Here is a 19,756-nt window from a genome sequence, read left to right as displayed (position 1 = left end):
TTCTCTTGCTGCCACATCACGAAGAAGTTTTGAAAAGCTCTGTCCGTAGAAAATATTGTCTCCAAGAACAAGTGCAACAGAGTCGCTGCCGATAAAGTCCGCACCGATGATAAATGCATCGGCAAGCCCCCTTGGCTGATCCTGAACAGCATAGCTGAAATTCATTCCAAGCTGCTCACCTGTTCCAAAAAGATCCTCAAATATAGGAAGGTCTCTCGGAGTTGAAATTATAAGTACATCTCTTATACCTGCAAGCATAAGAGTTGAAAGCGGATAGTAGATCATCGGCTTGTCATATACCGGCATTATCTGCTTTGAAATAGCTCTGGTAAGCGGATAAAGTCTTGTTCCCGAACCACCCGCTAAAATTATACCTTTCATTATATTCCTCCGTATTTATCTAAAATAATCGGCTCTGATCAATTATCGCCAATTATCTCTTGTCATACATCTTTGCGTAATACTTTTCGTAATCGCCGCTTGTTACATGCTCCATCCAGTCATTGTGATCAAAGTACCATTTAATGGTCTTTCTGATACCTTCTTTGAACATGGTTTCAGGCTCCCATCCGATTTCCTTTTTGATCTTATCGGGAGCGATGGCATATCTTCTGTCATGTCCCTTTCTGTCTGTTACATACTTAATAAGATCGTAGCTGAGCTTAGCCTTTCTGGGATCGCTGTCATCAAGCTCTTCTCTGAGAACATCGATGATTGTCTTAACGATCTCGATATTCTGCTTCTCATTGTGTCCGCCGACATTGTATGTCTCAAAGAGCTTGCCCTTCTCCTGTACCATGTCGATTGCCTTAGCATGATCCTCAACAAAGAGCCAGTCACGAACATTCTTACCGTCTCCGTATACGGGAAGATTCTTACCTGCGAGTGCATTGCTGATCACAAGAGGAATAAGCTTCTCAGGGAACTGATAAGGTCCGTAGTTATTTGAACAGTTAGTGATATTTGCAGGGAACTTATATGTATCCATATAAGCCTTTACGAGCATATCCGAACTTGCCTTACTTGCTGAATAAGGGCTGTGCGGATCGTATAGAGTTGTCTCATAGAAATAAGCATTCGGATCGTCATCGAGCGAACCGTAAACTTCATCGGTTGAAACATGAAGGAATTTCTTACCCTCTTTGAATGTTCCGTCAGGAAGTTCCCAAGCCTTTTTAGCTGCGTTAAGCATAGTTGCTGTTCCGAGAACGTTAGTCTCAACGAAGATCTCGGGATTTACAATAGATCTGTCAACGTGGCTTTCTGCCGCGAAATGAACAACTCTGTCTATTTCATTCTCTTCAAAGATCTTATTGATGGCGTCTCTGTCGCAAATATTTGCTTTGACAAAAGTATAATTGTCACGCTCCTCAACATCCTTAAGATTCTCAAGATTTCCGGCATATGTAAGCGCATCAACATTTATGATGCGAATGTCGTCACCGTATTTTTTGAACATATAGTGAATATAGTTTGAGCCGATAAATCCTGCCCCTCCTGTTACAAGATAAGTTTTCATTATTTCTCCTAAATACTCATCACAGGCTTTCTAATAATATCAATTATCAGATACCATTCTCAGCACAATACTCTTTAAAACTTGCATTTACCTTATCCTTATCAGATAAAATAAAATCATTTTCTGTCATTCCTTCCGGAATAGGCCATTCAACACCAATATCCGGATCATTGAACATCAAGCCTCCCTCATCATTGGGATGATAAAAATCAGTTACTTTGTAGCAAAACTCAGCATACTCACTCACAACTAAGAATCCATGTGCAAATCCTTTTGGAATAAGGAACTGCTTTTTGTTCTCAGCAGAAAGAAGTATACCATAATGCTTTCCAAATGTTGCTGAACCCTTTCTCAGATCAACTGCTACATCATATACTTCTCCCGAAATTACGCGAACCAACTTATCCTGTGGATAATTCTTTTGAAAATGCAACCCGCGTAGTACTCCTTTTTTACTGGCAGATTGATTATCCTGAACAAAATCATAATGAAGGCCTTCTGCTTCCATATCGTTTAAATTGTATGTCTCCATAAAATATCCACGTTCGTCTCCAAATACCGATGGAGTAATAACGCATAAACCTTCAATTCCATTAACATTCTTCTCAACAGTTATTTTTCCCATATCTATTCTCTCTTCTCAATTATTATATATAGCCATTCTATAAGTATCTTCATATGATCCATCCGGTCCGGCTATCTCATCATTAAGCCTGGTCTCAACCTCAAATCCAGCCGTTTCCAGTAATGCCTTTTCTTCCGGATATTTAGCAAAAACATACGAATAAACCTTATGCATTCCCAACTCATTAAATGCAATCTCTAATAGCTGCTTGGCCGCAATTGCCTGCCCTTCTGTACTCCACTCTTCATCATCGCTTGTGAAAATACATAGCTGGCATCTTTTATTCGCCTTATCTATATCCTTTAGATAAACTGTTGCAATTGGATAAACAACAACACCTGTTGTTTCCTCTATTCTTTCAACAATATACTGCTTATATTTTCCAGTCTCAATATACTCCTTATAAAACTTTAGATGGGATTCTACAGTAATCTGATTTCTATTAAAACAATGTTTCAAAACTTCAGGTGAATTTCTCCACTTAACAATAAGATTTGCATCATCTTCCGTTATTGGTCTTAAATAAATCTTCATAGGCTCTCCTTCTCTTACCTAATATTTCAACAAAATCAATAATCCAAATATAAATGTCCCTTATGAATTTTTGAAAATAATTTTTTCTTATTTCTGTACTCCCATACTCCAACCTTTACACTATCTTTTTTATACTTAAACCTTATATCAACATAAATCTTGCGATTTCGCATATTAAAAAAAGTGTTGCAAGGAATGCGTGTCCACATATTCCATTCAATATTTTCTAAATTCTCTCTAAAATCAGTAATAGTATTTCTTCTATCATCCTTGATTATAATATCTACTATACCACTTACTGGTCCATCAACAGTTTTTGCAAAACACATTTTTATATACTTCAGCTCATCAACATATATATATTCAGAATATCTTTTACGATGTATCCCTCCGGTAAAATACATGTTATCAGCTATATGTTTATCATGAATTAACCATCTTCTATTTTCATTTAATACTTCTTCATCTGCCAAATATTTCTCACTAGTTTTACTAGCACAATTCTCATATATTGCATCCAGTAATCTATCAGCATAACTATAAATTGAATAATTTTTCTGTATATCTTCATATGCTTTTTCTGCCAGCTGAATTCGTAACTTACTGTTAAGCACAAGCTCATCCATCGCATCAAACCATTCATCAACAGTATCTCTAACTAAGAGACCATTATAGTGATCTTCTACACATTTATTATATGTACTAATATCACTATAAATAGCAGGAATTCTCATCGAAGAATATTCACGATATTTATTATTAGTTTTGCTATTGTTAAACTCAGAATCTTTTAGAGGCGCTAAAGCAAAATCCCAATGGCGAGACACAAAAAACTTTCTAAAACTCATATAGTCGTTTATAAATTCAAAATGTTCAACATTAGAATACGAATCCAATTCTTTTGGTATGTAACCAATGAATTCAACCTTGATCTTATCACCATACTTCTCAATAATTTTAACTATTGCTCTTGTCACATTAGTAAAATCACCATCACGTCCCAATGTTCCCATGAACCCAAAAGTAATACACCCTTTTTCATTATCAGAATTAAAATTACTATCTAAAATTTGATATGTTGGCAATAATCTTATATTTGGCGTAATCTTCCTACCAAGTTCATAGATTGTACGATTATTTACAATTGTGCAATCTGCTTTAGAAAACATCCTTTCATACAAATCATTTTTTACAGAAACATGATCAATTATCCCATCTCCAGAAAACTTAATTGCATCATAATTATCATCAATGTACCATATCCATTTTTTTCCAAACTTATGTGCCACATCAATCAGACTCTGAACCTCTTCATGATAGTACCTGACGCAAAATACTACATCTGATTCATAAATATCTTTTTCACTTACATTAGCCAATCCTGTATATTTTGGAACAACCTTTCCATCCTTTTTTAACAATTCCAATGGCAATTCTGCCGCAATAGCGAAAGTTGCTTGAGCCGCTTCAGGATATATTACTAAAACACGCACCTTCATGTTACTTGTTCTATCACACAGAATTTTAATCATATCTGCTAACATCATAGTATTATGATTTTCACCACTAAAAAACTGGATAAAATCATTATAATTTTTTAACGAAAAAAATTCCTCAACCCTTCTTCTGGCATTCATGCCCATAATTTTAAGTTTTTCTCTATCATTAAACAATTCTATTATTTTTTCGGCAATTATATTTTCAGTATCACAGATAAAACCTGATACATTATCTTCTACAATTATTTTCCCTCCATCAGTCGGAGTAACTATACATGGCAATCCAGTTGCCATAGCCTCCATTACAGACAAAGGTAAAGTTTCCGTTATAGAAATATTGGCATATAAATCTGCTTCCTTCAACACAATGCTAGGTGTCTCCAAATATTCATTTAGAAACACTTTATCAACTAACCCATTTTTTTCAACAAAGCTCTTAAGTTCTCTATAATAATCAGCTTCAGCCGGACCATAACAGCAATATCTAATATTATTATATACATTAGGCGCCTTTTCTCTGATTAATAATATCGCTCTAAGCATCAACTCAATATTTTTGTTTGCATTGTAATGTCCCAATGTAAGTATATTAAAAGTATCATTCTTACCAATATCATAGTTTTCTACATACTCATCTAAATCTATACCATTTTGCACATAGGCAACATTATCTATAATTTCTTCCATCTGCCTTGCTAAAGTTGATGAACAGCATATTATTTTCTCCGAACCTATACTCATAATTTTATACAGAGCTTTTTTTTCTTCTAATGAAAGATTAGTATAAATATTATCTACATATTTAGCATGCATCCAAAAAAAATGCGGTATACCACATAATGAACTTGCAAAAAATCCATCCCAAGATGTTGTCGTATTAGATAATACATAATCAATTTTTTCATATTTGATAATATCTACTATTCTATGTATGACTTCATTTCTTCTATAGAGTTTATTTTTTATTTCAGCCATCGAAACGCTTGGATAAAACCACCACTCTAAAGGAAGTTCATATACATTTACATTGTATTCTCTGAATTTTTCTATTAAAAAAGCACCTGGTGGTAAAATCACAGTTATATCAAGTTTTTTGTTCAATTCTTTAACAAAATGCAATAAACATATATCCACACCCGCTGAACCGCTCGTAGGTGATAGTACTAAAACTTTTTTCATGAAAATCCCTCCACCTTCGTTATCAATTAATAAACACCAACAAACTTTCGATGCCTCTTATATATTCTAAAATCAGCACTAAACGTTCTATCTATTCATACTTTTATTAAGATATTCATTTGTAACAAATTCTGGGCTTCCAGAAAGCATTATCTTTCCTTGCTGCATCCATATACATTTATTACACATTGATAAAGCCGATTGCATATTATGTGTTACAAAAACCATTATCTTAGAAGTATTAATCATCTTCTGCAATCTTTTATTTGCTTTATCCAAAAAAGCCGCATCTCCCGCAGCAATTATCTCATCTAACAGCAAAATATCTGGTTCAATAGCTGTGGAGACTGAAAAAGCTAATCTGACAAACATACCCGACGAATAATACTTTACCGGCATATTAAGATAATTACCAAGTTCTGAGAATTCGGCAATTTCGTCCATTTTACTCTTAATTTCTTGAGGGCTTAATCCAAGCATCAAACCACGAAGATAGATATTGTTCCAACCACTCTGTTCCATTTCGAAGCCTGTAGCAAGCTCAAACATGCTTGAAATATTCCCCACAACTTTCATCGTTCCGCTTGATGGAGGATATATTCCCGAAATAACTTTAAGCAATGTACTTTTTCCTGCTCCATTATGACCAATGATTGCCAACCTGTCTCCGTCTTTTAGTGACAGACTTAAATTATCAATAGCATGTACCTTTCCGTCGCTATAATCACTAAACTTATTACTTCCAGGAATAATTACATCCTTAATCCTTTTTTGGTGCCAAACATTAAATACTAAATCTATATTTTCCAGTTCTATATAACTCATCGAACTCAACTCCTATAACTTCATGGCAATACCATGATTATTTTTCATAGTCACTACTGCACTTATCAAAAAGAATACTGTCACACAAGCAAAAACTTCGAAATAATATGTAACCGACTCTGTTCCCATACCTAAAGCAGCACTTCTAACGACATTGATTATGTGATAAAAAGGATTCAATTTATATACTAACGAATACCCCTTCTCATCTAGCATTGTAGGCAAATAAATAATCGGTGTCGCATAAAAAACGCCCTGAAGAATCAGACTCTGCAGCGGTTGGAAATCCCTAACATTCACTGTTATAGCACTGGAAAAATTAGCCAATCCAACACCTGCCAACAATATAATGATTAATCCAGGTATTATTGCCAACATACATAATGAAAAATTCTGGGGCTGTAAAAATAGATATACAATAAAAAAAGCTCCCATAGCATATAGTAAATTAATAAACGCTACCAACACTGTCCTAATTGGAAAAATCTGTGGACTTACTTGTGTTTGTTTCAAATACCCTTCAGCACTTATATATGAATTAGTTCCTCCGTCGGCGCTACTCGTAACAAAAAGCCACGGATTTAATCCCGAAAAAAGAATAGGCATAAATTCAATCGGGCTCACCCCATAAATAATCGAATAAACCGCACCAATTATAAATGAAAGCCCTAGCGGCGTTATTATCTGCCAAGCAACCCCCAATATAGAACGATTATATTTCATCTGAAGATCCTGTCTTACTAAACTGATCAATACATACCTATCTTTCCATATTCCTTTGAAATACTCTTTTAAACATCTCATACTTTTCACAATTCAATCCTTACTTTTGTTATATTATCCTTTATTTCTTCATCTTTGTATCCCGCATCCCTAAACGCTTTCAAACTAGGAATATTTGAAGAATAAATACTGGCATATAGGCTCTTTAATCCCAATTCATTTTTGGCAACTTCACTTACCAACTCAATACTTTGAGCTCCATAATACTTTCCAGAAGCAATTTCTTTATCAATAATTATTCTACCAACCTCAGCTTCACCTTTTTTGGTATTAACACCATATATGCTAACGCCACCAATAAATGCATCGGTCGCCTTTTCATATATAGAAAACATCAGCTGAGAATCATCACATAAATATTTTTCAAACCACTTGCGTTGCATTTCTTTCGTTATCGTGATTGATGTAAAAAAGAAAGGTGCATTGTCTTTTCTGTTTCTAAGTAAACGATACTGCTCACTTTCTTCGTCAGTCATTGGTTTAATACGTATTTTATCATTTTCTGCCACAAAATTATGATTCATAATCTATAACCTCTCAACCTACGCCAAATAGTTTTTGCAATTCCAAGCCAAACATTATCTTTATATCTAACTCTTCTATTTGGTGCAAAATAGCTTTCAAATTCCGGAATAATTTCCGTTATCTCTTTAGCAATATCATTATCAATAAATTCTTCTTTTAACTGTTTTTGCGCATTATCAATGACTGACGCGCATAACGCTTTGTCTTCAATGAGTTTCTCAATCATATTGGCCCACTCATCCGAAGAATTGCCAGTCAGAAGACCATTTATTCCATCATTTACAATTAATCTATATGGTGTTACATCAGAATATATTCCTGAAACACCTAATTTAGTATATTCAAGCCATTTATTATATAACTTACAATTCCCGAATTCTGTATCCAATATAACTCCAAGTCCTATATTTGCATTTAGCTCTGCAACTCTTTTTCGATATTTATCACCATCATTAGTCCATGGTATATAATCAATTGGAAATTTACACTCTTTCAAAGAATCCGTATCAAGCCCTGCAAAAACAGCTTTAAAATGTTGATTTTTCTCATATAGTTTATTCAGAGCAGGGACGATCAACTCTTGTAACACATCACGATGAGCCGGAGAACCGGCGTACAAAATAGTCACTTCATCTGAATAATCTGATGGCGGATATACTTCCTTTATCTCTTCGTATAGTTTTGAAACAACGCATCTGATTTCATTATTGTACTCTTTGTATCTTTCACCAAGTAGTGGATTTGATACCCATAATACATCACAATTTGCAAGACAATCGATTAGTGCCTTTCCATAATCATTGCCTTTATTATATGCATACAGATCATCATCAAGGTATAATACGCAGAATCTCTCTGCCTGTTTTGCAGCTTTAGCTATACTCGCCATATACGGGTCTGCACCACGAGAAAACACGATGACATCAGATTTTATAATATCCTTTCTTGCCACCATGCAACTGTCCTTTATTACAACACAGGAATTGCTTCTTTCTGCAACCTTAGCAAGCGCACTACTTATAATTGGCGTTGTACTTGTTACGCCTGTATAAACCAATAAAATATTACTTTTTTTATCTTTTACTTTTTCATGATACTTTACAAATTTATTTGCATACTTTCTAGCGTAATTAATAACAAAATGCGGACAAAATCTCACTTTTGTACATTTTTCTTTTTCTTGCAATAAAAACAGTTCCGGCAACTTTTCTTCAATTGATTTCATTAAAGTAACAATATTAAATCTTTGCTCGCAACACTCTTGTGCCTTTTTTACCATGTTGTAGCATTCTTGTTCATGAATAATCGCATATTCTATTCCGGACGCCCACGCTTCTACTGTATTGTCCACCATTATGCCATTTTCTTTATCAATCACTATAGATTTATACGGGAAATCATTCGTATATATACCAACGGTCCCCAACAGACTATACTCAACAAATTTATTATAGTATTTGCAACGATAGAACTCAGTTTGTTCAATTGGTGCTACACCTATATCAAATGATTGGTCTAAAATAAACTTGTAATAATCATCATAACTATCAAACCAAGGATAGCATTTTAATTCTGCGTTACACTTTTCTATTTTTTCAGCCCTAAATCCTACACATGTCAGGATTATATTCTCATATTTTGATGCAAGTTTATTTACTGCCGGAATAATAAAAGAATTTAACTGCGCGTAATGATTACTGCTACCAGTATATAAGATATTAACTTTTTCTCCACGAACAGAAACAGGCCTTCTTCTGCTGATATCAATAGTAACATCTGTATTTACGCATCTTCCATTTTTTACATATTTACAATAGTGATCCGTCAACACGTTTCCGGATCCCCATAATACATCACACTTACTAAGTATTTTCTTTAAATACATGCAGTTGCGCTTATACATCGCAACTGTGAATATTTTTCTTAATTTGCTAGAGTAAACATGTGGAAGATGTAGGAGGTCATCATCCAAATATACTATTATTTCCTTTCCGGCCTGTTTTGAAGCTTTAATAATCCCATAAGAACTAATTTCAAATGGTCTTATCGCAAGAATTACATCAGCATTCTCAATATGCTTTTTTCTTACATCAATAACCTGCTTTTCTGTTATATCTACAACACCATTCTTACTAAACTCATATATAATCTTTAGTACAAGCTCAACGGAAGGTATTCTTGCTGAATAAACAATAAGTATTTTCTTCATTCTCTTATTCTGATTAACTCCTATACTTTCTACCCTGTCGTACTTATTAGATGTTTATAACCTATAAGCGCCTTAACCTATAGCTTTTACAGAAAAAACAGCGCCGGGAATGTCTTTTTCATCAAAATAGCATTCATGCCAATATCTCATGAACATTCCTTTTCTCCAGTTATTAAGGTCTACTTCCATACCATAAAGATAATTATCTATAGCCGCTTCAACGGAATTAAATCCATAGTGGGCTCTTACACATTCTGTCGATGAAAATCTTGTGTTGATTTCAAAAGGAATAGCCTTTCCATTCACCAATCTCATTTGCACATTTATTGCGCCTTCCGGTTTTAATGCATCAGCTACCATTTTTGTAACTCTTATAACCTCTGCATTATCATCTATCTTTCCATAATAAGACATTCCGTATTCAAGATTTCTGATCATAGGTATAACACCTACAACTTTTCCATCTTTATCGCAAAATGCTTCGGCAGTATACTCTATATCACTATTCAGAAACTCCTGTAAGATAATATTCTCTGAATCAGTGAATTTCTTTTCGAACAGTTCTTCCTCGGACGAAATTTTAAATATATTTCTAGAAGCTGATGCTATTCTTGGCTTCATAAAAATAGGAAATCCGCCAACTTTATCTATCAATTTCTTATAATCATCAAATAATGCAGTTTCCGGGAAAGGTAATCCATTTTCTTTAAATGCTTTATAAGTTTTATATTTATCTGTACCAAGATCGACAATTTCCGGTCTGGAAAGAAAAACAATTGCACCTGTTTCTTTCTTTATTCTTTCAGCACCATATGACAGAGCGTATATTTCATGCTCTGTACCGGAAAAAATGCCATCAATTGCAAATTTTTTACATATCTTTATTATTTCATCAATATAACTCGGATCTTTTGCTATTGGAACGATATGTCTTCCAACCACTCTTTCTGACAAAAAGAATCCTGCTCCAAGTTGTTCTGAATTTGTCACATGAATATATACTTCACTTCCATATTTAGACATAAGCAGAGCTTTCATTACACTCTGCCCCATAGTACTGCCTGCACCTGTAACTAATATATTAAGCCTCATTTGTACTCCTCTACGCATCTGCGTAATCCTTCTTTAACAGTTATATTGGCTTTATATCCGGTATTACTTATTTTAAAGGGGTTTAATACTATTCTGGAATCATCCTCCGAATCCAGCTCAAATTTCTCAACTGACGACTTGCCTTCACTCAGCTCAATTCCTATATTTACTAACTCTTTTACACTGGTTCCTACACCGGTGGAAAGATTATATACACCATTAAGTTCATTGATTGAAGCATGAATGAGGCCTTCAGCTACGTCATCTATATAAATATAATCTCTAATTCGTTTTCCTTCACCATAAAGCTTTATTACATCGTGCTGTGCAACAGCCCTTACTAAGGCTTTTATTAGATTTCCATATTTCTGTCCTGGACCATAAACATCAGCTATTCTCAAAATCGAAAAACTTATATCTGTTTTTTTTAGCATATCTGTTATAAGAAGCTCTCCAACATATTTTGATAATCCATAAATATTTTCTTCTGCAGGAATACAAAGCGCTTCTTCATCGATATTCTTGTCATGCAACTCACCATAAACATTATTTCCAGAAGCAAATGTTATGTTTCTTACACTAGTTCCACTAAGTGCCTGTAAAAGTTTGTATAAGCCCACAATATTTGAGTCAAACAACTCCTTTTCATCAGAACTATTTGCCCTTGCAGCCAAGTGAATAATATTTGTAATGGAATTCTCAATCAAAAACTTTCTCATTGACTCTATGTTGTCCATTTGAAAACATTCTCGTGTTCCACTGCAATAACCAATTTTCTTTTCTTCAAGTAATTCGCATACTCTTTTTCCTATGAAACCATTCGCACCAGTTACCAATATTTTCATAAATAGACTTTCTCCACTTTTCTCTTATCAGATAATTTGCGTTGTCAGCTCCACATCCATTTATTCTCACCTTCAAATATGCCTTCAAATAATTATATCTGTGACGTTCTATCCTTACATCAAGATATTGCCCATCAAATCTGCATATTGCCAGTGAAAGCTTTGTGCTTGCATCTCTTGACTGCCCAATACTTCCCGGATTAATACAGCAACGCTGTTTTTCACAATCAATTCGAAATTTTGTTGTTCGCGTTATTAACTTGTCTGTGATTTCTTCACCGATTATAACAACTCGAGGTCTATGGGTATGCCCATAAAACGAAATGATATTAGACAGCTTATCGAATGCTGCAATAATATCATCTAAATCATTTAAGTATTTCCAATTGCATAAAGAATTATTGGGAGTCGCATGATAAAAACCCATTTTTTCATTAACATAATCAAACGGCAATTCCTTCAGCTTTTCAAATATTTCAGACGGAATAACTTCCTTTGTCCACTCATAAGACTCATTGCATAAACAACTCTTTTTTTGCGAAGGTTCAATAATCATTGCCTCATGATTACCCATTAAAAAAACAGAACTAATATCTTGAAGCATTGTAAAGCATTTAACCGGATCAGCTCCATATCCCAATGCATCCCCAAGAAAAACAATATTACTAATACCCTTTTTCTTGAGAATCTTTAATACTTTCTCCAATGCTTCAAGATTACCGTGAACATCAGATAATACCGCAAATGTTTTATCTTGCAAGTTCATAATTTTTATTTCTCAAGAAATTTGATTACTTCGTCACAAATATAGTCAACATCGCTACGGCTAAGATATAAGTTAAGAGGCAATGACAATGTATGCTCGCTGACATATTCTGCATGAGGACATGTTCCCTTGCCATATGAATACATCTTATAATCTGTATTTGCCACATAATGAACTCCGGGAGAAATTCCTGCCTGATTAAGTGCAACAATAAGTGCATCTCTGTCATCAACAAGAATCTGGAATAAGTGACATGAACTCTCACATCCATCTTCTATTCTTGTAAACTTAATCTTATCAGCATATGGTGCAAGGCGATCTCTGTACCATCCGCAAATTGTTCTGCGATATGCGTTATCTCTGTCAACATATTTGAGCTGAACAAGACCGATGGAAGCCATTACTGAGTTTCCGTGTCCCTTCTCTCCTACATACTCAACATCGTATCTCCACTTATAATTACCCATATTCTGAGTACGTGCATAAGTATCCTTATTGATTCCAAGCCAAGCTTTCTTACGAACAATTTCATCAAGTTTTCCATCCTTGAAGCAAATCATTCCGCTATCTGCAGTAGGAAGGTTCTTTACCGCCTGGAATGAATAAACAACAACGTCTGCTTCCTTGCCGGGAATCTTGCCGTTCAATCTTGTTCCTGTCATATGTGCAGCATCAAGAATGAACTTTAGATTGTGCTCTTTACAAATCTCAACAATCTCATTGTAATTACCTACATTTCCGCCAAGACCAACATACATGATTGCTCTTGTCTTATCTGTAATGCGTTCTCTTACAGACTTAGGATCAAGACACATTGTATCATCAATATCAGCAAATACTGCCTTCATATTTGACTTAGCAATTGCATGGTTAGTAGAAATGAAAGTGATTGGTGTTGAAATAATCTCATCACCATCAGACCAACCATACTCTTCTTTTAAGATATCTACTGCCATATACAAGCCCATGGTAGAAGAATTCAAATAATGAGCATAAGGAAGTCCTGTATACTGTTTCCATGCCTCTTCGAACTTTACTGTCTTAAATCCCATTCCTGTCCAGCCAACCTCGAGACACTCCCTAATCTCATTAAGACATTCTTCTACTTCATATTTAGCCTTGAACAATTGAATATCCATGTTTTTTCTCCTTTATCCTTGAATATTATCTAAAAATGTTTACATACATCTTTATAAGCAATTTTATTTTTCTTTTTTTCTTCATGTACCAGAATAACGCAACTAAGAATCGTCGCTTATATTCCTCTCCTCTTACACCAAATAATCTCAGATAATAATTTGACTCATTATTAGGATATTCTTTGTCAATCCACTTTATAAGTCTTTCATAATATCCGTATACATCTTCAAGATTATTCCCTTTGGCGCAAAACATAACCTCGTGAACTATTGTCTTTATATAGAAGTATTCCAAACATGTATTATCAACATGCTTTAAAGGAAATAAGCTGTTTTGTAATGCATAAAAAAGAGGTAATATGCTATTATTGTCATCTATTTTTTTGTGTTCTGTCCTACTAAAAGATTCATTATTCGAAAGCCATCGGTATCCCACATAATCAGATACATATACTATATTCGCATGATTATATGCATTGAAAACAAAATAAATATCCTCGCCTTTATTTACAGGCAAAAATCGAATATTGTTCTCAGTAATAAGACTTTTCTTATAAATCTTTCCCCACGGAGCAACAATCCTATATGGAGACCACTTGGATTTCTTCAGTCCAACAGTCCTCTTGGTCTGCCCCTTCGGAGTCACCAACTCATATCCTGACACTACCACATCTGCCACATGAGCATTAGCCTCATTGTATAGTTTCTCAAAGTAATCAGATTTTATATAATCATCTTGATCAATAAACGCAATATACTCTCCGGTGGCATGTTCCGTCCCCGTATTTCGTGCATACGCATTTCCCTGTCTGTCTTCAGTCAAAAAAACAATTCTTCTTTTTGAACTCCAACAACTAATAAACTCTTCAATAATCAATGGGGATTCATCGGTTGATTTGTTATCAACAACTATGATTTCAAGTCCGTCTATAGTCTGGTTTGCAATACTGTCCAAACATTTTCTCAGGTACTTTTCACCGTTATAAACCGGGACAATCACACTTATTCTGAACACTCTGATCCCCCAACATTATATCTATTGCATAATAAAAAGTTACAACGTTGATATTTTATAACTATTATATGTTTTTTACAACCTTTAGCACACCCAGACTTTTTATTATTCACATAGCATTCTAAATCAATTCATTTATACAATACCTTTAAGTACATGAGTCTTATAAATATATTACGACAATAACTCTACCCATTTCTCACATACTTTTTCAATACTTAGTTCATCTCGGATTTTGCGTGAGTTACGGCTAAACTTTAGCATAAGTTCTCCATCACTTGCAAGTTCAATCATCTTATCCGCCAGCATATCAGCATTTCCTACTTCTGTAAGAAAACCGCTCTCACCGGCTTTTATGCTCTGTCTGGCGCCTCCGGCAGGACAATCCGTACATATTGTAGGAACACCTATTGCCAATGCCTCAAGCATCGAATTAGATATTCCCTCATAATTAGATGATGACACATACATAGCAGCTTCTTTCATCCTATCATGTATGTCGGAAACAAATCCCGGCATTTCAACACTCCCGACAAGGCCAAGTTCCTCAATCTGATTACTAAGCTTTTCTCTTAATTCTCCTTCTCCGTATATTACAAGTTTGTATCCCTCTACCTTCTGAGAGAACTTATAAAATGCGTTTATAAGAAGCTCGAAATTCTTTTGATCCGATAATCTTCCCACAGCTACGATTGTTTTATTGTGTCCAATCTCATTCCAATCCGGCAGATCTGCACTTACGGGATTACCGATAATTCTCCCCTTATCCCTAATCTTCTTATCAAAATAGTCTCTTTCATCTTCGGTCTGAAAAACTATTGTATCCGCACCGGATAACACAAATCTTCTAAGATGCTTTGATACGCCTGTTGAAAACTCATTAGCTGGATCGTTTCTGATAGAATATACCTTGTAAAACGGCTGTTTTCCCTTAAACAGAATATTCTCCATAGTCATAAAAGATATCAGACAATCCGGCGCAAATCTAACCACTTCGTCATGAAATATCTTGCTTCTAAGATATGCACGTCTTATCTTATTTCCTTCATTGCAACCGCAATAAATATATTTCACACTTTTATCAAGTTCATATCCCTTTTTATCATCTAGAAGTGCCGCAAAAGCAACCTCATATCCTCTTGTGGCAAAATAATTTGCAAGAAGAACCGCCACACGCTCCGCACCGCCACCGGAAAGACTCGTTGCCGCAACAACAATCCTCTTATTTTTCACTTTTCTGCTCCATTTCAATTTTATAGAAATCCTTCATGGTTATGCCTTTGTAATTCATTTTTTGAACAAACTTAAACATATCCTCAATACCTTTGTACAAAGCCTCAATATCATTACTGTCTTTAAAATACGGACTTCCTCCGGGCATCAACTCCGCAGAATGAATCATAAACAATAATACTTCTTCATTTTTGTTTTTTTCCAGCATCTTGCGGATACCTAAATATGAGCCGGTTTCAAAAAATCTAAGCCACTGATCTCTTCCCAAGATCCAACGCTTAATCTCGCGCAAAGAATCCAAAAAGCCTGTCATCCTGCTTGCATCCAGATATCTTATATGACGTATGGTTACAGGTATCTCCAATAATCCATACTCAGTCACATAAGGCTTCTCATTATATTCACTGTAATTTGTCCCACCAAGTCCGGTACTTCCCAAATTCTTTTCCCAGCTTACATGAGGAGTTACGGAACAATCAATTTTATAACCATACTGCTTAAGGAGCTTAAAGTATCTGTCATCCATTGCCCATCTTCCGCTACGATGAGATACAGGCTTTGTTCCAAATTTCTCCTCAATAAGATCTGTCATGGTTATAATCTTTTGTTCCATAACTTCATACGGATATTCTATAAGGTAATCCCTTTGGTCTGTTTTCTTCTCAAGCGGATACTCAGGCGGTGTAAACCATGCATGAAGATGCATGCCAATCTCACACAACCCTTTATCCTGCTTAGGTTTCATATAATCAACATACTTATCATCGCAGACCATCTCATAATTAGAAAGCCAAACAGGTTTATATCCGTATTTTTCGCACAATTCCTGAAAACGCGGGATATACTCCACATTTTGCGTTGATACTTCTTTTGAAGGGTCCCACTGGTTATCTCCTTCAGTATCTACCGATATCAAAAAATACTTATCCTTCATAATTCTTCCAATACTTTAAATACAGATCTTTTAATTGTTTATTTGTATTCTCCAGATCATAGTCACTCTCTGTGAGTAAAGGTTTTACCTTATCATGACCGTTAAGAAGAGCATCGGCCCATTCAACAGGCGTTGCTCCTTTTTTCATTTTGATAACCTTATCGGTTATCACACTTTCATCCGGAACCCCTGATGATATGATGCAATCTGTTCCACATATCTGAGCTTCTACCAATGTCAAAGGAGATGCCTCGGAATGAGAAGTCATAAGCAGTGCATCAGCAGCACAATATACATCGCATACGTTGCTTATCTGTCCAACAAAGAGAACTTTGTCACCTATTCCGTATTGAACAGCTCTTCTCTTATATATTTCCTGATCCCCCGCTCCCGCAATAATAAGCTTAGAATCTTTTCTCTTCTTGCACACTTCAGCAAATACATCGATCATAAGCTCATAATTCTTAACAGGGTCAAGGCGACCTACTCCGGCAAGTACAAGATCATCGGCGTTAAGTTTAAGCCTTTTTCGCGCTTCGCTTTTGCTGACAATACCGTCTCTTATCTTCCGGAAATCAAATCCATTATGCAAAATCTCATATTTATCGATCTTATAGTGATCACATGCATCAGTCGCCTGTTTTTGGTTCAGACATATGGGAATGACTCCCTGCTTATGAAAGGCATGTTTTATCAATTCAAGCTCCGTTCCTGTATACCTGTACGGGTTGGAATGAAGTGTATCAAACCTTATCGGCACTTTACATATCTGCATCGGAAGTGCTGTTGTAGTAAGAAGCTGCGAGATATGAACATGCACAATATCAGGCTTTTCTTCCTTTATTACTTTAATCCATGTTCTCAATTCCACTAATTTATTAAACGGATAACGTATTACAGGAATTCTGATAATACTCCTTGGATAATTAAGATATCTCACCTTAAGATTCTCTTTGCGAATTATCTCATCATATTTTGAGTTAGTGCTTGGTCCGTTAAAACATATAAGCTTAAAATCAATATCGGGATCATTTTGAAAAAAGCGAAGATTATTGACAAGAACCTGCTGTGCTCCTCCATTTCCCATACTCCATATGAATGCAAGAACTTTAATTTTTCTTTTTAGCTCACTTTTAATCAAACGTGTTCTCCCGTAACTTGTTTTGCCTATAGCCTATATATAAATACATTACTAAAGGAATATTATATCTGATACAAAAAAGAAGAACCTTCTGCTTCTTTGATATTCCCGTAAAATATTTTTTATTCATATCATGAATATAATCATGCATTTCACGAAATCTCTTTTTCACAAGATTGCTGTTTTTCTTATCTTTCACACGCACAATATTCTCAATTTCGTATAAACACGCTTTTATTCTCTTTTTTTCTCTAAACTCATATCTGCTTTTCCCATGAATCTTGAATTCAGTCATACAAGTTTCAAGATTCTTTATCAACGTCAATTCATTTTCCCACCTCTCCCGGCAAAATGAATTGGTCGCAGACATGCCATCTTCTACATACGTATACAGCACATCCTCAACAAATCTGTAATTTCCGCTACAACTCCTCAAATAATCACACACAAAACAACAATCTTCACCAATCTTCATGTTATTAAATCGAATATTATTGCCATCTATGACATCTCTTCTAAATATTTTATTCCAAACATTGTTGTACATTGGAGAGTCTGCATATCTAACAAAGTCAGCTTTGATCTCATCTATACTGCTTGTCCGGGTCATATCGGGTATAGGCTCATTAACCACTTCATTGTCACGCAAAACGTTATAGCCATACTCTAACAGAGCATATTCTTTATCGCCAAGAATATTCAGTACACGTGTAGTAAGACCATTAACTCTGTCATCTGCATCGATAAATAACAAATATTTTCCTGTTGACTCTTCTATTCCGCAATTACGTGCAGCGGATACACCACTGTTCTCCTGTTCAATGTACTTAATTATTGGGAATTTTTCGGCATATCTCTTGCATATACTTCCCGATTCGTCTGTCGATCCGTCATTTACAAGTATTATTTCATATCCGTCTTCTTCACATATAAGACTGTCAAGTAGCCTGTTAAGATTACTTCCGGCATTATAGATTGGTATGATTATCGATAGAAGCATTGTTTGTTCCATTTTTCTTTTTCAATTCCTTTATCAGCGCTAAGCCATCTTTCCCCTCAAACTTTAGCGCAAACAACTTATCACTATTCATTAGAGCATCAAGATCCTGAATGATATAGTTATGCCCCTCACGATTTCCGTACACATCATCCCAAGCCATGATTCTCATGCAACCGTCAAACTCGTTATTGTAATCATATACCTTTCCCCTGAATTCCGATCCGTACACCAGCGTTTGGATAAATATCTCATCTCCGCTGATTGAATGTCCAAGCAGCTTCTTTACTACCTTTTTTTGATCAAGAATATACTTAACAAGTTCATTGGTCACAGAAACATAAGCAAGTCCCTTTTTTATCTCTATATTTCTGAAAGGAGCTTTTTTCAATCTGTCAAAATGGTATTTTTCCTGAATTTCCAACCAATATTCCCTTAATCGCCATTTTGCCCGATTAACCAGACCGACCCTTTTTCCCGCTTCGCTAAACAGATAATAATACCTTGCCCTAAAAGAATAATCTTCTTTATTATCAAATCCGACAAATTCCGTTCCCTTATGTGCATCAAAAAAATCATGAATATAGTCCTGACTCTTTAAAGGATATGTAACTCCCGTCATAAGGTGATAATAATCATATGGTCCTCCGGAAAATGCCTCTTTAAACAAGCGATACTCACATTCAATCTGCGAATATCCACCCCAATTTACGCTCATTGGCTTTACAAGAACAACTTTGCTTTTTCTTGTCTTATAATCCCAACCGTTCTCAGAACTTTTTCTGTCCACATGAATATATATATCATTTCTCGTATCATCCAACGCTTCAAGCAATTCATGCAGTAAATCCGGTCTATGATGCGCCATTATCAAATATGCATGTTTTCCCATTTAT

General features: G+C 35.1%; 19 protein-coding genes. All 19 read right to left on the bottom strand.

What is annotated here, in order from left to right; genetic code table 11:
* Positions 1 to 381, bottom strand: a 381-nt coding sequence (locus BLP87_RS13560; RefSeq protein ID WP_176756655.1) for a sugar nucleotidyltransferase, incomplete at its 3' end; no start/stop codon positions are given.
* Between the two features lie 52 nt (positions 382 to 433).
* Positions 434 to 1,519 carry a dTDP-glucose 4,6-dehydratase gene (gene rfbB, locus BLP87_RS13555; protein WP_074463148.1) on the bottom strand — a complete coding sequence of 362 codons (1,086 nt, stop codon included), beginning with the start codon at positions 1,517 to 1,519 and terminating at the stop codon, positions 434 to 436.
* A 46-nt stretch (positions 1,520 to 1,565) separates the two neighbouring features.
* Positions 1,566 to 2,144 (bottom strand): dTDP-4-dehydrorhamnose 3,5-epimerase, encoded by a 579-nt coding sequence (gene rfbC, locus BLP87_RS13550; RefSeq protein WP_074463147.1) that lies wholly within the window; start codon positions 2,142 to 2,144, stop codon positions 1,566 to 1,568.
* 15 nt (positions 2,145 to 2,159) lie between these two features.
* On the bottom strand, positions 2,160 to 2,678 hold the full coding sequence (locus BLP87_RS13545; RefSeq protein WP_074463146.1) for a GNAT family N-acetyltransferase: 519 nt from the start codon (positions 2,676 to 2,678) through the stop codon (positions 2,160 to 2,162).
* A gap of 35 nt (positions 2,679 to 2,713) precedes the next feature.
* Complete coding sequence (locus tag BLP87_RS13540; protein ID WP_074463145.1) at positions 2,714 to 5,356, bottom strand: glycosyltransferase family 4 protein; 2,643 nt, start codon at positions 5,354 to 5,356, stop codon at positions 2,714 to 2,716.
* Positions 5,357 to 5,443: 87 nt separating this feature from the next.
* Positions 5,444 to 6,181, bottom strand: a complete 738-nt coding sequence (locus BLP87_RS13535) for an ABC transporter ATP-binding protein (RefSeq protein WP_074463144.1) — start codon at positions 6,179 to 6,181, stop codon at positions 5,444 to 5,446.
* 12 nt (positions 6,182 to 6,193) lie between these two features.
* The gene (locus tag BLP87_RS13530) at positions 6,194 to 6,985 is read right to left on the bottom strand and encodes an ABC transporter permease (protein WP_074463150.1); all 792 of its coding nucleotides are present in this window, start codon (positions 6,983 to 6,985) and stop codon (positions 6,194 to 6,196) included.
* A 5-nt stretch (positions 6,986 to 6,990) separates the two neighbouring features.
* Entirely contained in the window at positions 6,991 to 7,488 is a 498-nt protein-coding gene (locus BLP87_RS13525) for a GNAT family N-acetyltransferase (RefSeq protein ID WP_074463143.1), read from the bottom strand.
* Positions 7,485 to 9,698 carry a glycosyltransferase family protein gene (locus BLP87_RS13520; RefSeq protein WP_074463142.1) on the bottom strand — a complete coding sequence of 738 codons (2,214 nt, stop codon included), beginning with the start codon at positions 9,696 to 9,698 and terminating at the stop codon, positions 7,485 to 7,487. Before BLP87_RS13520 ends, BLP87_RS13525 begins: the two co-directional genes overlap by 4 nt.
* Positions 9,699 to 9,770: 72 nt before the next feature.
* Positions 9,771 to 10,808, bottom strand: coding sequence for an ATP-grasp domain-containing protein (locus BLP87_RS13515; protein WP_074463141.1), 1,038 nt, complete (start codon positions 10,806 to 10,808; stop codon positions 9,771 to 9,773).
* Complete coding sequence (locus BLP87_RS13510; protein WP_074463140.1) at positions 10,787 to 11,635, bottom strand: NAD-dependent epimerase/dehydratase family protein; 849 nt, start codon at positions 11,633 to 11,635, stop codon at positions 10,787 to 10,789. The genes BLP87_RS13515 and BLP87_RS13510 overlap by 22 nt, the downstream gene beginning before the upstream one ends.
* Positions 11,574 to 12,401 (bottom strand): metallophosphoesterase family protein, encoded by an 828-nt coding sequence (locus BLP87_RS13505; protein WP_074463139.1) that lies wholly within the window; start codon positions 12,399 to 12,401, stop codon positions 11,574 to 11,576. The genes BLP87_RS13510 and BLP87_RS13505 overlap by 62 nt, the downstream gene beginning before the upstream one ends.
* Before the next feature lie 5 nt (positions 12,402 to 12,406).
* Positions 12,407 to 13,540: a DegT/DnrJ/EryC1/StrS family aminotransferase gene (locus tag BLP87_RS13500; RefSeq protein ID WP_074463138.1), complete on the bottom strand. Its 1,134-nt coding sequence runs from the start codon at positions 13,538 to 13,540 to the stop codon at positions 12,407 to 12,409.
* Positions 13,541 to 13,565: 25 nt separating this feature from the next.
* The gene (locus tag BLP87_RS13495; protein WP_074463137.1) at positions 13,566 to 14,555 is read right to left on the bottom strand and encodes a glycosyltransferase family 2 protein; all 990 of its coding nucleotides are present in this window, start codon (positions 14,553 to 14,555) and stop codon (positions 13,566 to 13,568) included.
* 174 nt (positions 14,556 to 14,729) lie between these two features.
* Entirely contained in the window at positions 14,730 to 15,788 is a 1,059-nt protein-coding gene (locus BLP87_RS13490) for a glycosyltransferase (protein WP_074463136.1), read from the bottom strand.
* Positions 15,778 to 16,722 carry a polysaccharide deacetylase family protein gene (locus BLP87_RS13485; protein WP_074463135.1) on the bottom strand — a complete coding sequence of 315 codons (945 nt, stop codon included), beginning with the start codon at positions 16,720 to 16,722 and terminating at the stop codon, positions 15,778 to 15,780. Before BLP87_RS13485 ends, BLP87_RS13490 begins: the two co-directional genes overlap by 11 nt.
* Positions 16,712 to 17,863 carry a glycosyltransferase gene (locus BLP87_RS13480; protein WP_074463134.1) on the bottom strand — a complete coding sequence of 384 codons (1,152 nt, stop codon included), beginning with the start codon at positions 17,861 to 17,863 and terminating at the stop codon, positions 16,712 to 16,714. The genes BLP87_RS13485 and BLP87_RS13480 overlap by 11 nt, the downstream gene beginning before the upstream one ends.
* Positions 17,856 to 18,875 carry a glycosyltransferase gene (locus tag BLP87_RS13475; RefSeq protein ID WP_083334619.1) on the bottom strand — a complete coding sequence of 340 codons (1,020 nt, stop codon included), beginning with the start codon at positions 18,873 to 18,875 and terminating at the stop codon, positions 17,856 to 17,858. Before BLP87_RS13475 ends, BLP87_RS13480 begins: the two co-directional genes overlap by 8 nt.
* Positions 18,832 to 19,752 carry a beta-1,6-N-acetylglucosaminyltransferase gene (locus BLP87_RS13470; RefSeq protein ID WP_074463132.1) on the bottom strand — a complete coding sequence of 307 codons (921 nt, stop codon included), beginning with the start codon at positions 19,750 to 19,752 and terminating at the stop codon, positions 18,832 to 18,834. Before BLP87_RS13470 ends, BLP87_RS13475 begins: the two co-directional genes overlap by 44 nt.
* Between the last annotated feature and the right edge of the window lie 4 nt (positions 19,753 to 19,756).

This window comes from Butyrivibrio hungatei (assembly GCF_900101605.1).
Classification (GTDB): domain Bacteria; phylum Bacillota; class Clostridia; order Lachnospirales; family Lachnospiraceae; genus Butyrivibrio; species Butyrivibrio hungatei_B.
Note: the sequence above shows the minus strand (reverse complement) of the source record. Positions and strands in the feature narration are given on the sequence as shown.

Coding starts and splice junctions, on each gene's coding strand:
- rfbB (WP_074463148.1), bottom strand. CDS start 1,519: ATGAAAACTTATCTTGTAACAGGAGGGGCAGGATTTATCGGCTCAAAC.
- rfbC (WP_074463147.1), bottom strand. CDS start 2,144: ATGGGAAAAATAACTGTTGAGAAGAATGTTAATGGAATTGAAGGTTTA.
- BLP87_RS13545 (WP_074463146.1), bottom strand. CDS start 2,678: ATGAAGATTTATTTAAGACCAATAACGGAAGATGATGCAAATCTTATT.
- BLP87_RS13540 (WP_074463145.1), bottom strand. CDS start 5,356: ATGAAAAAAGTTTTAGTACTATCACCTACGAGCGGTTCAGCGGGTGTG.
- BLP87_RS13535 (WP_074463144.1), bottom strand. CDS start 6,181: ATGAGTTATATAGAACTGGAAAATATAGATTTAGTATTTAATGTTTGG.
- BLP87_RS13530 (WP_074463150.1), bottom strand. CDS start 6,985: ATGAGATGTTTAAAAGAGTATTTCAAAGGAATATGGAAAGATAGGTAT.
- BLP87_RS13525 (WP_074463143.1), bottom strand. CDS start 7,488: ATGAATCATAATTTTGTGGCAGAAAATGATAAAATACGTATTAAACCA.
- BLP87_RS13520 (WP_074463142.1), bottom strand. CDS start 9,698: ATGAAGAAAATACTTATTGTTTATTCAGCAAGAATACCTTCCGTTGAG.
- BLP87_RS13515 (WP_074463141.1), bottom strand. CDS start 10,808: ATGCGTAGAGGAGTACAAATGAGGCTTAATATATTAGTTACAGGTGCA.
- BLP87_RS13510 (WP_074463140.1), bottom strand. CDS start 11,635: ATGAAAATATTGGTAACTGGTGCGAATGGTTTCATAGGAAAAAGAGTA.
- BLP87_RS13505 (WP_074463139.1), bottom strand. CDS start 12,401: ATGAACTTGCAAGATAAAACATTTGCGGTATTATCTGATGTTCACGGT.
- BLP87_RS13500 (WP_074463138.1), bottom strand. CDS start 13,540: ATGGATATTCAATTGTTCAAGGCTAAATATGAAGTAGAAGAATGTCTT.
- BLP87_RS13485 (WP_074463135.1), bottom strand. CDS start 16,722: ATGAAGGATAAGTATTTTTTGATATCGGTAGATACTGAAGGAGATAAC.
- BLP87_RS13475 (WP_083334619.1), bottom strand. CDS start 18,875: ATGGAACAAACAATGCTTCTATCGATAATCATACCAATCTATAATGCC.
- BLP87_RS13470 (WP_074463132.1), bottom strand. CDS start 19,752: ATGGGAAAACATGCATATTTGATAATGGCGCATCATAGACCGGATTTA.